This is a genomic window from Mesorhizobium sp. M1C.F.Ca.ET.210.01.1.1 (assembly GCF_004791585.1).
In the GTDB taxonomy this organism is placed as follows: domain Bacteria; phylum Pseudomonadota; class Alphaproteobacteria; order Rhizobiales; family Rhizobiaceae; genus Mesorhizobium.
The window spans coordinates 81,391-94,723 of the sequence record NZ_SRUU01000018.1 but is presented as its reverse complement, the minus strand read 5'-3'; the positions used below and the strand labels follow the sequence as shown (position 1 = coordinate 94,723).

Here is a 13,333-nt window from a genome sequence, read left to right as displayed (position 1 = left end):
CCTCACCAAGCCTAAGTTCATTGCATGAGCAGAGCTTTCACGCGCGAAGAAGACAGCGAAAATGCCATCGCCGGCGTTGGCGAACGGCCGATCAGCTCGCACCGCAACCTGGTGACGGAGCGCGGTCTGGCGATGATCGAGGAGACTCTCGCCGAGCTCCGCGACTTGATGGCCAAGGCGGAAAGGCGAGGCGACCGCGAACGCCTCGCGGTCGTGTCGCGCGACCTGCGCTACTGGACCGCGCGGCGCGAGAGCGCGGAGCTTTCCTCGCCGGAGCCGGGCAGCGACGTTGTCCGCTTCGGCATGGGCGTCACGCTGGAAGGCGACGACGGCAAGAAGGTGCATTGGCGGATCGTCGGCGAGGACGAGGCCGATCCGTCGAAGGGCAGCATTTCCCATGTCTCGCCGATGGCCGTGGCTCTCTTCGGCAAGAAGGTCGGTGAGGTCGTCAAGGTCAACGGCAAGGAATGGGAAATCACCAAGCTCTCGGACAAGCTTGAGAATTAGTTCCCTAGCATAGAAATTTGACCGGTCGGCCATGCTTGCGTTGGCAGGTCGCATGTACGTGGATATTGACCGAAACGCCCCTCTGTCGTCATCCTTGGGCGGAGCGGGAAGCGAAGCGTACCGCGTAGACCCAAGGATCCATGCCGTGACTTTGGAGCGCTACTGCGGTGCAGAATTCTGCTCCGCTGCAGCCTTCAGCGATGCAGCAACGTTCACTGAGCCGCCAGCAACCGATCCATCAGACGGTCCGCTGCCTGCGGGATGACGGTGCCCGGCGGAAAGATTTCAGCAGCTCCAGCCTTCAGCACCGCGTCATAGTCCAGCGGCGGGATGACGCCGCCGGCGACGATCAGCATGTCGCCATGGCCGAGCTTCTTCAGCGCATCCTTGAGCTCGGGGATCAGCGTCAGATGTCCGGCGGCAAGCGAGGAAGCGCCGATGATGTCGACATCGTGCTGCACTGCCAGCTTGGCGATCTCGTCCGGGGTCTGGAACATCGGCCCGACGGTCACGTCGAAGCCGAGATCGGCAAAGGCGCTGGCGATCACCTTCTGGCCGCGGTCGTGGCCGTCCTGTCCCATCTTGGCAACCAGGATGCGCGGCTTGTCGCCGGTCTTCTTCTCGAACGCCTCGATCTTTTCCTTGAGCCTGTCGACCGCCGGACTGTCGCCAAGCGCGTCGCGATAGACGCCGGAGATGGTCTGCACCGCCGCCGTATGCCGGCCGAACACCTTCTCCAGCGCCAGCGAGATCTCGCCGACGGTCGCATTGGCGCGCGCGGCGCGGATCGCGAACTCGAGCAGGTTGTCGCCGCTTTCGGCCGCGCGGGAGAGGGCAGCGAGCGCATCCTCGAGTGCGGCGACGTCGCGCGTGCCTTTCAGCCGCTGCAGCTTCGCCAGCTGCCGGGCCTTGACCTCGGCATTGTCGATCTTGAGCACGTCCACTTCGATATCGGCTTCCGGGCGGTGCGCGTTGACGCCGACCAGCACCTGCTCGCCGGAATCGATGCGCGCCTGCGTGCGCGCCGCCGCTTCCTCGATACGCAGCTTCGGAATGCCTTTCTCGATCGCCGCCGCCATGCCGCCGAGGCTTTCGACCTCTTCGATATGGGCGAGCGCGCGGGCCGCCAGATCGTGCGTCAGCCGCTCGACATAGGCCGAGCCGCCCCACGGGTCGATCATGCGCGTGGTGCCGGATTCCTTCTGCAGGATGAGCTGCGTGTTGCGGGCGATGCGCGCCGAATGGTCGGTCGGCAGCGCCATCGCCTCGTCGAAGGAATTGGTGTGCAGCGACTGCGTGTGCCCCTGCGTCGCCGCCATCGCCTCGATCATCGTGCGGGTGATGTTGTTGTAGGGATCCTGCGCCGTCAGCGACCATCCGGACGTCTGGCAATGGGTGCGCAGCGACAGCGAGCGCTCGTCCTTCGGCGCAAAATTCTTCTTCATCAGGCTCGACCAGAGCAGTCGCGCCGCCCTGAGCTTGGCGACCTCCATGAAGAAGTTCATGCCGATCGCCCAGAAGAAGGAAAGCCGCGGCGCGAAGCGGTCGATGTCGAGCCCGGCGGCAACCCCGGCGCGCGCATATTCGATGCCGTCGGCGATCGTGTAGGCGAGCTCCAGGTCGGCCGTCGCGCCCGCTTCCTGCATGTGATAGCCGGAGATCGAGATCGAGTTGAACTTCGGCATGTGCTTCGAGGTGTAGGCGAAGATGTCCGACACGATCCGCATCGATGGCTTCGGCGGATAGATGTAGGTGTTGCGGACCATGAACTCCTTCAGGATGTCGTTCTGAATGGTTCCGGCAAGATCCTTTTGCGCGACGCCCTGCTCTTCCGCTGCCACGATGTACAAAGCCATGATCGGCAGCACGGCGCCGTTCATGGTCATCGACACCGTCATCTCGTTGAGCGGGATGCCGTCGAACAGCTGGCGCATGTCGAGAATGGAATCGATCGCCACACCCGCCATGCCGACGTCGCCGGCGACGCGCGGATGGTCGCTGTCATAGCCGCGATGGGTAGCGAGGTCGAAGGCAACCGAAAGCCCCTTCTGGCCGGCCGCGAGATTGCGTCGGTAGAAGGCGTTGGATTCCTCGGCCGTCGAGAAGCCGGCATATTGCCGGATGGTCCAGGGCTGCCGGACATACATGGTCGGGTAGGGGCCGCGCACGAAGGGTGGCAGGCCGGGATAGGTGTCGAGATTGGCCAGCCCCTTGAGGTCGCCTTGGCCGTAGAGATGCTTGAGCGCGATGCCTTCCGGCGTCATCCGCTGGCCCTTGAGCTCGACCGGCGCCCGGCGCGGCGCCGACCAGCCGATCTTGCTGAAATCCGGGATCATGATCCGGCTCCGATCGACTGGTCGATGCGCACAGGAAACAGCGGCTCGCATGTCGCCACGCCTTCGGTCAGTGCCGGCTGCCGCTCGGCGGGCAGCGTCTCGACCGGGCGTTCGCTGCCGGCACGGAACAGTGTCGTGCCGATGATGCCGCGTTCGCCTGCCCGGTACGCCGCGTTGCGCTTCGCGGCGGCGGTCTGCACGCGGTTCTGGATATAGCCCTGCTGCAGGCTGGCGAGCACGCCGCCCTCGGCCTCGATGCGCTGGAACTCCTCCCAGGCTGCAGCGCAGAGATCGTCGGTCAGCGCCTCGACCGCGCCGGAGCCGCTGGCCGGATCGGCCACATGATAGAGATGGCTCTCATGCGCCATGATCAGTTGCGCGTTGCGGGCGACGCGGCGGGCAAAACCGGCCGGCAGTCCATGCGCGACGGTGTGCGGCAGGATCGAGATCGAATCGGCGCCGCCGGCGGCCGCGGCGAAGGCGGCAATCGCGGTGCGCAGGATGTTGGTCTCCGGGTCGGCAACTGTCATCATGCGATAGGAGGTCTCGGCGTGGATGTTTGCCGTCGAGGCCGGGATCGAGCAGGCTTCCTGGATCCGCGCCCAGAGCTTGCGCAACGCCCGCACCTTGGCCATCGACAGGAACTGGTCCTGGTCGACGCTGAGCGCGAAGCCGATATAGGGCGCTGCATAGACCAGCGGCTGCCGCGCCTTCTCGAACATTCTCAGATAGGAGACGGCCGATGCCATCATCGTGCCGAGCTCCTGCGCCTCGGTGGCGCCGGCATTGTGGAAGACGCGGCCGTCGGCTTCGAGCAGCGCGCCCGGCACGCCCATCGAGAAGAAATGCGCCAGCGACTGCGGCATCGATTCCTGCAGCGCCTCGATCGAGGTGCGCAGCCGTCCGGTGCCGGCGAAGATCGCCGCTGGATCGATGCCGAAGGAGAGGTTGAGCTTTGTCGGGTCGGAACGGCGCCGCGTCAGGAAGGCAAGCAGCCAGTCGGCCACGGCGCGGCTCCAGGGATGCGCGTCGATACGCACCTGCACGCGGTTGAGCGGCACGCCATCGAGCACCGTTTCCAGCGCCTGCGCCGTCCTGGGCAGGCCGTAGCCAAACGCATTCGGCGCGCCCTCGAAGACCAGCGACAGGCCGGTCGCGCCCTGCGCGATGTCCTGCAGCGCCTGGGCGCTGGCGCGGGCTATGTCCGGATCGTCGACGCGCTGGCTGACGATCCAGGGCGCCTTCGGGTTGGTGCGCACCAGCGGCTCGGCACCGACCGAGCGTTCGCTGAGCGGTTCGATGCGGATGCCGTCATCGGTGTGCGAAACGAGCTTCTCCTCGAAGGAGCCGCCGGCAAGCGCCTTTTCCGCCAGCGCCAGCCAACGCTTGGCGTCCGGGTTCGGAAGGTCGACATCCCTGGTCAAGGTGCCGGCGCCCATCGCATTCCTCGTCTCATTGCCGCATCAGCCGCCAGTCTAAGGTCCTCGGCCGGATATCACAATGCGACATCCGCCGCGGTCGTTTTTCAGGACCGCCAACCGATTGCCAAACATGCTCGAAATCCGCAAGCTCCGAAAGGTCGATTTCGGTGGCAACCATTGTCGCCCGGCGATAGCGTTACTATACCTCACTATGCCTCGAACGCGGGCCGGGCGCGTTTTGACGCGACAGATTGCGGAGACCGATATATGGCCGACGACACCAGCATTTTCATCGGCGCCAGCCGCAAGCCCGACGATTCCTATCAGCGCGCGGAGGAATTGCTGCTGCGCTACGGCAACCGCCACGGGCTGATCACCGGCGCCACCGGCACCGGCAAGACGGTCAGTCTGCAGGTTTTGGCCGAGGGCTTTTCCAACGCCGGCGTCCCGGTTTTCTGCGCCGATATCAAGGGGGACCTCTCCGGCATCGCCATGATGGGCGAAGCCAAGGATTTCCTGGTCAAGCGCGCCGGGGAGGTGAAGCTCGATCCTTACCAGTTCCAGGAATTCCCGGTCATCTTCTGGGACCTGTTCGGCGAGCAGGGCCACCCGATACGTGCCACCATCTCTGAAATGGGGCCGCTGCTCATGTCGCGGCTGATGAACCTCACGGAAGCGCAGGAAGGCGTCATGAACATCGCCTTCCGCATCGCCGACGAAGAGGGCCTGCTGCTGCTCGACCTCAAGGACCTGCAGTCGCTGCTCGCCAACATCGCCGATCGCGCCGACGAGCTCAGCGCCCGCTACGGTAATGTGACGAAGCCCTCGGTCGGCGCCATCCAGCGTACGCTGCTGGTGCTGGAGCAGCAGGGCGCCGCCAACTTCTTCGGCGAGCCCGCGCTGCGCATCGCCGATCTGATGCGCACGACCCGCGACGGCCGCGGGGCGGTCAGCGTTCTGGCCGCCGACAAGCTGATGATGAACCCCAGGCTCTACGCCACCTTCCTGCTCTGGCTGATGTCGGAACTCTTCGAGGAGCTGCCCGAGGTCGGCGATCTTGACCGGCCGAAGCTGGTCTTCTTCTTCGACGAGGCGCATGTGTTGTTCGAGGACGCGCCGAAGGTGCTGGTCGACCGCGTCGAGCAGGTGGTGCGGCTGATCCGCTCCAAGGGCGTCGGTGTCTATTTCGTCACCCAGAACCCGCTGGACATCCCGGAAAAAGTTCTGGCCCAGCTTGGCAATCGCGTCCAGCACGCGCTGCGCGCCTATACGCCGCGCGAGCAGCAGGCGGTCAAGACGGCGGCGGAGACCTTCCGGCCCAATCCCGATTTCGACTGCGCCACCGCCATCACCCAGCTCGCCACCGGCGAGGCGCTGGTCTCGATGCTGGAGGACAAGGGCGTGCCGGCCATGGTCCAGCGCACGCTGATCCGGCCGCCGTCCTCGCGGCTAGGGCCAATCACGCCGGACGAGCGCCGCAAGGTCATCGCCGAGAGTCCTGTCGCTGGCCAGTACGACCAGCTGGTCGATCGCGAATCGGCTTTCGAGATCCTGCAGAAGAAGACCAAGGAGGCGCAGGACGCCGAGGCGCAGGCGCAGCAGCAGAACAGCGGCGGCTCGCGCTGGACCATTCCCGGCTTCGACGACGTTTTGGGAACGGGCAACCGGCGGTCTTCCAATCGCCAGACGGTGGCCGAAGCCGCGATCAAGTCGGTGGTGCGCTCGGTCGGCTCGTCCGTCGGCCGCGCCATCGTGCGCGGCATCCTGGGTAGCCTGGCCAGGGGGCGGTAGAAAGTCCTCTCGGCGGTCGGGCAACCAGCCTGGTCGACAATCAGGCAGGGCGCTTGGCTATGGCGAGCCCGATGCCGAGCGCGATCATCGCGCCGCCGGACGCCTCGCGCAGCCGACGTATCATGCCGGACCGGCCGACCGCGCCTTCCCGGATGCGGCTCGCCGCGAAAGCGACCACGACATCGGCAAGGGTGTTGAGCGTCACCGACACGAAGCCGAGCACCATGAACTGCAAGGCGACGTGGCCGGCACCGAGGTCCACGAACTGCGGAATGAAGGCCAGGAAGAAGGCGGCCGTCTTCGGGTTCAACGCCTCGACCAGCACCCCTTCGCGAAACGCTCTGCCCGCGCCGACAGCGGGCGTTGCCTTGCCATCCTCCAGCATCGTCTTTGCCTCGCGTCGTGCGGCCTGGAAGGTACGGAAGCCGAGCCAGACGAGGTAGGCCGCGCCGATCAGCTTCAGCGCGGTGAACAGTTCCGCGCTTGCAAGCACGATCGCCGAAACGCCCAGGCTGCCGGCAAGCACATGAACCATGCCACCGAGGGCCGTCCCGAAACTGGAGGCAATGCCTTCCGCGCGTCCGCCGGCGAGCGTGCGTGCGGCGACGTAGAAGATACCCGGCCCGGGCGTGATGGCGAGCAGGAACGCGGCGGCGAAGTACAAGGCGAACTGGGTCAGATCCGGCATGATGGACACGTGGCTTCAGGATGGAGGGGTGGGTTTCACGAGGGGATGAGCGGCGCGACCTCGCGGTCCGAAGGCCGGTCGCTCGCCGAAAGGCCAGACACGACACCGGCGCGATCGGCGGCGTTGCGGTTCTGGCTCATTTTGCGCTTGCCTTCGAGCCGCGCGAGCGGCATGCGCAGGCCGACGATCCCCTTCAATTGCGACTGGATGAAATCCGGCGGCGCATCCGATACGGACCAGGGCGAGGCGCGCTCGCCTTCATGGAGATTGGTCAGGCGCGTGACGACTTGGAGCAGCCTGTCGGCGTCCTCGAAGAATTCGACCGGCCCGTAGGCGTGGACGGCGACATAGTTCCAGGTCGGCACCACCTTTCCGGTTTCCAGCTTGGTCTGGTACCAGGCCGGGGTCACATAGGCATCCGGCCCCATGAAGATCGCCAGGCCGTCGCCCAGCGGCGGAACACGCCACTGCGGATTTGCTTTCGCGACATGGCCGTAGATCACGCCATGCTCACCCTCGCTCTCGTCGAGGAAAAGCGGCAACGGCGTCGCCAGCGGCCCTTCAGTGGTTGCGGTGACCAGGGTCGCCAGTCGCGCCGCACGGATCGTTGCCGCGAGGCTCTCATGATCGTCGTCGCGGAAGGCGGGTGGGATGTACATGGCGAAAACTCCTTGCGTCGCGACGGAAGATGCCTCAATTCTGGCTTGCTGGAAACATCCAGTTTTGAAGGGTTTCGGTGGTCCAGTTGAGGCAGGATGGTATCGCGCGCAGCATCATCGCGGCGATCAAGGCGCAGATACACAGCGGCGCATACCGGCCTGGCGACCGTTTGCCGTCGTCGCGGGCCTTTGCCGCCGAATGGGGCGCGTCGCGAACCACGGTGACGGCGGCCTACAACCAGCTCAACGCCGAAGGCTATCTGATCATCCGGCAGGGAGCGCGCGCGATCGTGGCACCTGGGCTGGAAAGGGCGTCAGGGGAGGTGCCCATCCCGACCGCTTCGCCCCGGAACCTCTCGGCATTGGCGCGCCGGCTGCTGGCCATGCCTTCGCCACCGGAAGCGCAACCGGCCAGGGTGGCGGATTTCCGCTATGGCGACCTGTCCGGAGCGGACTTCCCGGTGTTGGCCTGGCGGCGGGCGTCGAACAAGGCCATTCTCCAGCGCGGCGCCCGGCTGCGTTATGGCGACCCGCAAGGGTCCCTTGCTCTCCGCAGCGCGCTTCAAACCTATCTCTGGCGCGCTCGCGGCATCAGTTGCACGCCGGACCAGATCGTCATCGTCAATGGCTCGCAGCAAGGGCTCGACCTCTGCGCGCGGCTGCTGCTCGACCCCGGCGATGCGTTCGTGATCGAGAACCCGGGCTATCCGCTTGCCCGCAATGTCTTCGCGGCAGCCGGCGGCATTGCCGCGCCGGTGGCAGTCGACGCGGACGGGCTAAGGACGGATCTGCTGCCGCCGGCCCGCCTGGCTTGCGTGACGCCGTCGCACCAGTTTCCGCTCGGCGGCGTGCTTTCGGCGACGCGGCGGCGTTCCCTGCTGGCCTGGGCCACCGGCACGGGGGCCTATGTTGTGGAGGATGACTACGACTGCGAATACCGTCACGACATCAGCCCCATACCGCCTCTGCAGGCGCTCGACGCGGACTCCGTCATCTATGTCGGCACGCTGTCCAAGACGCTCTCGCCCACCTTGCGGCTCGGCTATCTCGTAGTCCCCGCCAGCCTGCGCCGGGCGTTCAGCGAGGCGAAGCGCCTGACCGACCGGCATGCTCCAACGCTGGAACAAGACGTGCTGGCCGACCTCCTGGCGAGCGGCGCTTACGAGCGTCACGTCCGCAGCATCCGCAGGAAGAACGCCGAGCGCAGACAGGTCCTGCTGCAGGCGCTGGCCGATCATCTGGGATCAAGGGTCACTGTCGCCGGAGCCGACACAGGACTGCATGTCGTTGCCTGGATGAACGGCATCACCGCCGAACGCGAGCCGGAGATCATTGCGGCGGCGCGCGCCGACGGGATCGGTCTCTATCCGGTGTCGCCGCTCTATGATCCGGGTGAGCCGCAACCCGGAACCGCCGGCTTTATTCTGGGCTATGCCGGGCTCGACACGGAAGCGCTGCGACGCGGCGTTGCGGTGCTGGCGACGCTATTGGCCGAGCAGCAGCTGCGTTCTTGAGACGGGCTTGGAGGTCTATGAGGTCCCGGTTGATCAGGCGCACGCGGCCGGCAAGAGTGGCCGTCGAGCGATCGTCATTCGGCGACGGCAGTCAGCCGACCTCGATGTTCATCTCGGCGATCAGGCGCTCGCGCCCAGCGAGCGAGTTCAGCGCCTTGTCGCCCAGTTCGCGGGCGACAAGGTTGAGCAGCGCTTCGCAAAAGACGATGTAGGCGCCCATGCTGTTCGAGTAGAAGCTGCTGGCGTGAGGGATGAAGAAGGCATGCTCGGCCGGAGGGACGAGCGGCGAGGATCGGGAATCGGTGATCGCGATCACGCTCTGGCCGTTTGCCGCGGCGATGCGGCCGACCTCCGCGACGCTGCGCGTATAGGGCGCGCAGCTCGCTATGATGACGACATCGCCAGGTTCGAGCTGTGACAGCGCCTCGGCTACGCCCAGGCGTGGCGCATCGAGCAGAGCCACGTCCGAGCGCACCATGCCCAGGCAATAGGTGAGGAAGCTCGCCAGCGAATGGAACTGGCGAACGCCATGAACGCGCACGCGCCGCGCGCTGGCCAGCAGCGCGGTCGCGCCCTTCAGCGAGACGCTGTCCAGCTGACCGAGGAAGCCGTCGACATTCGCTGCCGTTTCGCGCGCCAGCCGCTCGAAGACCTCGACTTCGGCGCCGCCCGCCGACGGTGTCGTCATCAGCCTTCCGGCCTGGCGGCTGTAGAAATATTGCTGGTCGTCGGCGATTGCCTTGCGGAAGACGGCCTGGAAATCGCTAAAACCTTCGAAGCCGAGACGCTTCGCCAGCCTGGTCAGCGTCGACGGATTGATGCCGAACTGATCGGCGAGTTCCGAGATTGTGCGGACGGCCGATTGTTCGGGCGCCTCGACCAGCTTGGCGAAGACATCATGCGCCTTGGAGCCGAGGGAAAAGCCTGCTTCGTCGCGGCCGACAGAGAGCGCCAGCGCCCTCAGATCCTCGATGGTGCGTGGCGGCTCTGCATAGGCTTCCTCTGGCATCGCCCACGTTCCTGTTCACCCCCCGAGAGGGACCAGCCCATCCCGCATGTCGAAGCGCGCTGCTTCGAACGCACCATCGTAGACAGCCCACTCGACCTTGTCAGCCCCGATGCAAAAGACAGCGCTTGCCAGGGTGTTCTCGATGTCGCTGTCGGCCGGGTCGGTGCGGTAGATAGGCAGCTCCGGGTCCTCCGCGTCCCACAATATGCCCAGCACGCGGCCTTGCGGATCCGACTGGACGGTTTGGCCGAGCAGCAGCTCGCCCCGCCGCTGGCGCACGCCGGACGAACCCGTGACGACCTGCGACATGCGTCCGGTGTCGGCATGGATGAGATGGTTCGAGTGGACACGCGCCGCTTCGACGCGGTCGACGGACAGCGCCTGGGCCGTGAATTCGACGCTGAGGAGTCGCTCGTCGCCGGCTTGCGCCAGGGTGAGATGAAAAGCGCCGGCACGCGGCGCCGATCTGAGCAGAGCCAGCGCCGCGTCGAGGTCCGGTGCATCGAGCACAGCGCGGGCGAGCACCATGCGCGGCGTGCCGGCGCCTCCGGCCAGCGGCCTGATGTTGTTGACGGTCTGCACCAGCCCTTTCGAGGTCGCGGCGAATGTATGTCCGGGCATCGAGCCGGGATAGACGAAGGCGGTGAACGGAGTGCCCCCTGCGGAATCGACATAGGCCAAAGCGCAGCGGCCGGCAAAATCCGGGTCGCCATCCTCGTTGTGGCCGATGATATGCAGGGAACCAGGCAATTGGACGGTGGTGCAGCCATCCGGCGCCATTGCCCAGATGTCGCCCCGGCAATTCCAAAGGAAAACGTCGTCGAAGGGCAATTCGAGCCCTTCGGCAAGGCCCTGCAACTCGGCCCAGTAGCGTGGAAAGCGTTCCCGCACGATTGTCGCCATCATGCCGATGCGGGGATCGGCGCGGCGCGCGGTCAGTTCGCGCCATGCCGCGGACGTGCGGAAGTGCTCATGCAGTGCCGCCTGGCCGAAGCGGCCGAGGGCGGCTCCGACATCATATGGCGAGCCCGCCACATTGATGAAGGAAAGCCGGTGGTCCGCATTATGCGACATGCTGCAGGAACTCTTTCAGCCGAGGGTTTTGCGGATTTGCAAGCAGTTCCCGCGGCTCGCCGTCAACAGCGATCTTGCCGCCTTCCATGAAGATCAGCCTGGTCCCCACCTTGCGGGCAAACGCCATCTCGTGGGTGACCACGATCATCGTCATGCCTTCCTCGGCCAGCGCCTGCATCACGCGCAACACCTCATGGCGCAGTTCGGGATCGAGCGCCGAGGTCGGCTCGTCGAACAGCATCAGCTTCGGCTTGACGGCAAGCGCGCGCGCAATGGCGACGCGCTGTTGCTGGCCGCCGGAGAGTTCACTCGGATAGTGATGCGCGCGGTCGGCCAGGCCGACCTTGGCGAGCATTTCCAGCGCCTGCTTCCGCGCCTCCTGTCGCGGTTCGTGGCGCACTCGGCGCGGGCCGAAGGCGACGTTCTCAAGCGCTGTCATCTGCGGAAAGAGGTTGAATTGCTGGAAGACCATGCCGGCTTCCTGGCGGATCATACGGACCATGCGGCCGCTGGACTTGACGCTGATGCCGTCGACGACGAGGTCTCCGCCGTTGATCTCCTCCAGCGCGTTGATGCAGCGAAGCAGCGTCGACTTGCCGGAACCGGAGGGACCGATCAGGACCACCTTCTCGCCGGGCTCGATCGACAGGTCGACCTGGTCGAGGATGGTGACCTGGCCGAAGCGCTTCGTGACCTTCCTGAATTCTACGATGCTCACAGGATGCGCATCCTCTTTTCGGTCAGTCTGAGGATCAGCGTGAGCGCGCCGGTCATGATCAGGTAGAACATCGCGACGGCCGACCAGATTTCGACGGCGCGAAAATTGGCCGCCATGATTTCCTGGCCCTGCCGGGTGAGTTCGCCGACGCCGATGACGATGAACAGCGAGGTATCCTTCAGGCTGACGATGAACTGGTTGCCGAGCGCCGGAATCATGCGGCGGAAGGCGAGCGGGCCGATAATGTAGAAAAGCACCTTCCAGAACGGCAGGCCGAGCGCCAGGCCGGCTTCGCGCAATCCGCGATGCACGGACAGAAACGAACCGCGCACGATCTCGGCGATATAGGCGCCGGCATTGATGATGATCGCCATGATGGCGGCCGCGAGCGGGTTGATCCGGACATTCGCGAGGATCGGCAGCGCGAAATAGATGAACATCACCTGGACGATGATAGGGGTGCCGCGGATGAGCTCGACATAGATGAAGGCGATGGCATTGAGGACGGCATTGCCATAGGCGCGCGCGAGACCGGCGGCGGCACCGATCACCAGCCCGCCGGCGAGGCCGGCAAGCGCGATCAGCACGGTGAGGCGGGCGCCTTTCAACAGCTCGGGCAGGGCCTGCCAGATGACGGACCAGTCGAAATCCATGAGAGCTTTCCTTCAAGGAAGGCGCGCCGGCCAGGCCGGCGCGCGCGAGGAACCCCGGTGATCAGCTCTTCGGCGGCTCGGTGCCGAACCATTTTTTGTAGATGGTGCTGTAGGTGCCGTCGCCCTTCAGCTTGGCGATCGAGGCGTTGACCTTGGCGACGAGCTCGCTGCCTTTCGGGAAGGCGATGCCATATTGCTGGGCCATCATCTGCGGGCCGACGGTCTTCACTTTCCCCTGGCCGTTGGTCTTGATGTAGTAGAGCACGTTCGGGGTATCGTGCATGGCGGCATCCGCGCGTCCGGTCGCGACTTCCAGATAAGCGTTGTCGCTGTTCGGGAAGAGCCGCAGATCCGTGCCCTTGAAGTGCTCCTTGGCGTAGTCGGTCGCCGAGGTCCCGGTCTTCACGGCAAGTGTCTTGCCGATGAGATCTTCCGGACCTTTGATCGTGCTGTTGACCGGCACCATCAGCAGGAAGCCGCTGTCGTAGTAGCCGTCGGAAAAGTCGATGACCTTCTTGCGCTCGTCCTTGATGGTGATGCCGGCCAGGCCGACGTCAACCTGCTTGGTTTGCAGCGCCGGGATGATGCCGTTGAAGTCCATCGGCTGCAGCGTATAGGTCACCCCAATATCCTTGGCGATGGCGGCCCACAGGTCGATGTCGAAGCCGACATATTTGTCGCCTTCCTTGAACTCGAACGGAACGAAGGCTGTGTCCGTTGCCACGATCAGATCGTCGGCAAGGGCGGGCTGGTTAAGGAGAAGCGTTGCCGCGACGGCCGCGGCGGCAGTGAGGTTTGCGAGTGCGAATTTCATTTTTCGGGTTCCCCTTTTGTTGGAATTGCCCCGGGACTCTAGCAGCGCCTTAAGCGTTTCGCAAATTCAAAATGCATCTATGAATGAAATGCATTTAGCATTTGCAAGATGTGGAATCGGTTGAGTGCGCTGGTGATACCTGCATCTGA

General features: G+C 65.1%; 12 protein-coding genes. 3 read left to right on the top strand and 9 right to left on the bottom strand.

Annotation, left to right across the window (positions count from 1 at the left end; translation table 11 throughout):
* Positions 1-24 precede the first annotated feature (24 nt).
* The gene (gene greA, locus EN853_RS20575) at positions 25-507 is read left to right on the top strand and encodes a transcription elongation factor GreA (RefSeq protein WP_127861235.1); all 483 of its coding nucleotides are present in this window, start codon (positions 25-27) and stop codon (positions 505-507) included.
* A 212-nt stretch (positions 508-719) separates the two neighbouring features.
* Here the strand turns inward: greA and scpA are convergent, their stop codons facing one another.
* Together scpA and EN853_RS20565 are read right to left on the bottom strand one after the other, a co-directional pair.
* The gene (gene scpA / locus EN853_RS20570) at positions 720-2,843 is read right to left on the bottom strand and encodes a methylmalonyl-CoA mutase (protein ID WP_127861236.1); all 2,124 of its coding nucleotides are present in this window, start codon (positions 2,841-2,843) and stop codon (positions 720-722) included.
* The gene (locus EN853_RS20565; RefSeq protein WP_127861237.1) at positions 2,840-4,282 is read right to left on the bottom strand and encodes a methylmalonyl-CoA mutase subunit beta; all 1,443 of its coding nucleotides are present in this window, start codon (positions 4,280-4,282) and stop codon (positions 2,840-2,842) included. Before EN853_RS20565 ends, scpA begins: the two co-directional genes overlap by 4 nt.
* 249 nt (positions 4,283-4,531) lie before the next feature.
* Between EN853_RS20565 and EN853_RS20560 the strand changes: the two genes are divergently transcribed.
* Positions 4,532-6,055, top strand: coding sequence for a helicase HerA-like C-terminal domain-containing protein (locus EN853_RS20560; protein ID WP_127861238.1), 1,524 nt, complete (start codon positions 4,532-4,534; stop codon positions 6,053-6,055).
* Positions 6,056-6,095: 40 nt separating this feature from the next.
* Here the strand turns inward: EN853_RS20560 and EN853_RS20555 are convergent, their stop codons facing one another.
* Together EN853_RS20555 and EN853_RS20550 are read right to left on the bottom strand one after the other, a co-directional pair.
* Positions 6,096-6,743 (bottom strand): LysE family translocator, encoded by a 648-nt coding sequence (locus tag EN853_RS20555; RefSeq protein WP_127861239.1) that lies wholly within the window; start codon positions 6,741-6,743, stop codon positions 6,096-6,098.
* 35 nt (positions 6,744-6,778) lie between these two features.
* Positions 6,779-7,402, bottom strand: a complete 624-nt coding sequence (locus tag EN853_RS20550) for an FMN-binding negative transcriptional regulator (protein WP_127861240.1) — start codon at positions 7,400-7,402, stop codon at positions 6,779-6,781.
* A 77-nt stretch (positions 7,403-7,479) separates the two neighbouring features.
* Here EN853_RS20550 and EN853_RS20545 point away from each other — a divergent pair, with 77 nt between their 5' ends.
* Positions 7,480-8,916: a PLP-dependent aminotransferase family protein gene (locus EN853_RS20545; protein WP_348631597.1), complete on the top strand. Its 1,437-nt coding sequence runs from the start codon at positions 7,480-7,482 to the stop codon at positions 8,914-8,916.
* Positions 8,917-9,007: 91 nt separating this feature from the next.
* Here EN853_RS20545 and EN853_RS20540 read toward each other — a convergent pair whose 3' ends face one another.
* The 5 genes from EN853_RS20540 to glnH all read right to left on the bottom strand — a co-directional run bounded on the left by EN853_RS20540 (position 9,008) and on the right by glnH (position 13,184).
* Positions 9,008-9,925, bottom strand: coding sequence for a MurR/RpiR family transcriptional regulator (locus EN853_RS20540; RefSeq protein ID WP_127861241.1), 918 nt, complete (start codon positions 9,923-9,925; stop codon positions 9,008-9,010).
* Between the two features lie 15 nt (positions 9,926-9,940).
* Positions 9,941-10,999: a C45 family peptidase gene (locus tag EN853_RS20535; protein ID WP_127861242.1), complete on the bottom strand. Its 1,059-nt coding sequence runs from the start codon at positions 10,997-10,999 to the stop codon at positions 9,941-9,943.
* Positions 10,989-11,717, bottom strand: coding sequence for a glutamine ABC transporter ATP-binding protein GlnQ (gene glnQ, locus EN853_RS20530; RefSeq protein ID WP_127861243.1), 729 nt, complete (start codon positions 11,715-11,717; stop codon positions 10,989-10,991). Before glnQ ends, EN853_RS20535 begins: the two co-directional genes overlap by 11 nt.
* The gene (gene glnP / locus EN853_RS20525) at positions 11,714-12,370 is read right to left on the bottom strand and encodes a glutamine ABC transporter permease GlnP (protein WP_127861244.1); all 657 of its coding nucleotides are present in this window, start codon (positions 12,368-12,370) and stop codon (positions 11,714-11,716) included. The genes glnQ and glnP overlap by 4 nt, the downstream gene beginning before the upstream one ends.
* A 61-nt stretch (positions 12,371-12,431) precedes the next feature.
* Positions 12,432-13,184 carry a glutamine ABC transporter substrate-binding protein GlnH gene (glnH, locus tag EN853_RS20520; protein ID WP_127861245.1) on the bottom strand — a complete coding sequence of 251 codons (753 nt, stop codon included), beginning with the start codon at positions 13,182-13,184 and terminating at the stop codon, positions 12,432-12,434.
* Positions 13,185-13,333 lie beyond the last annotated feature (149 nt).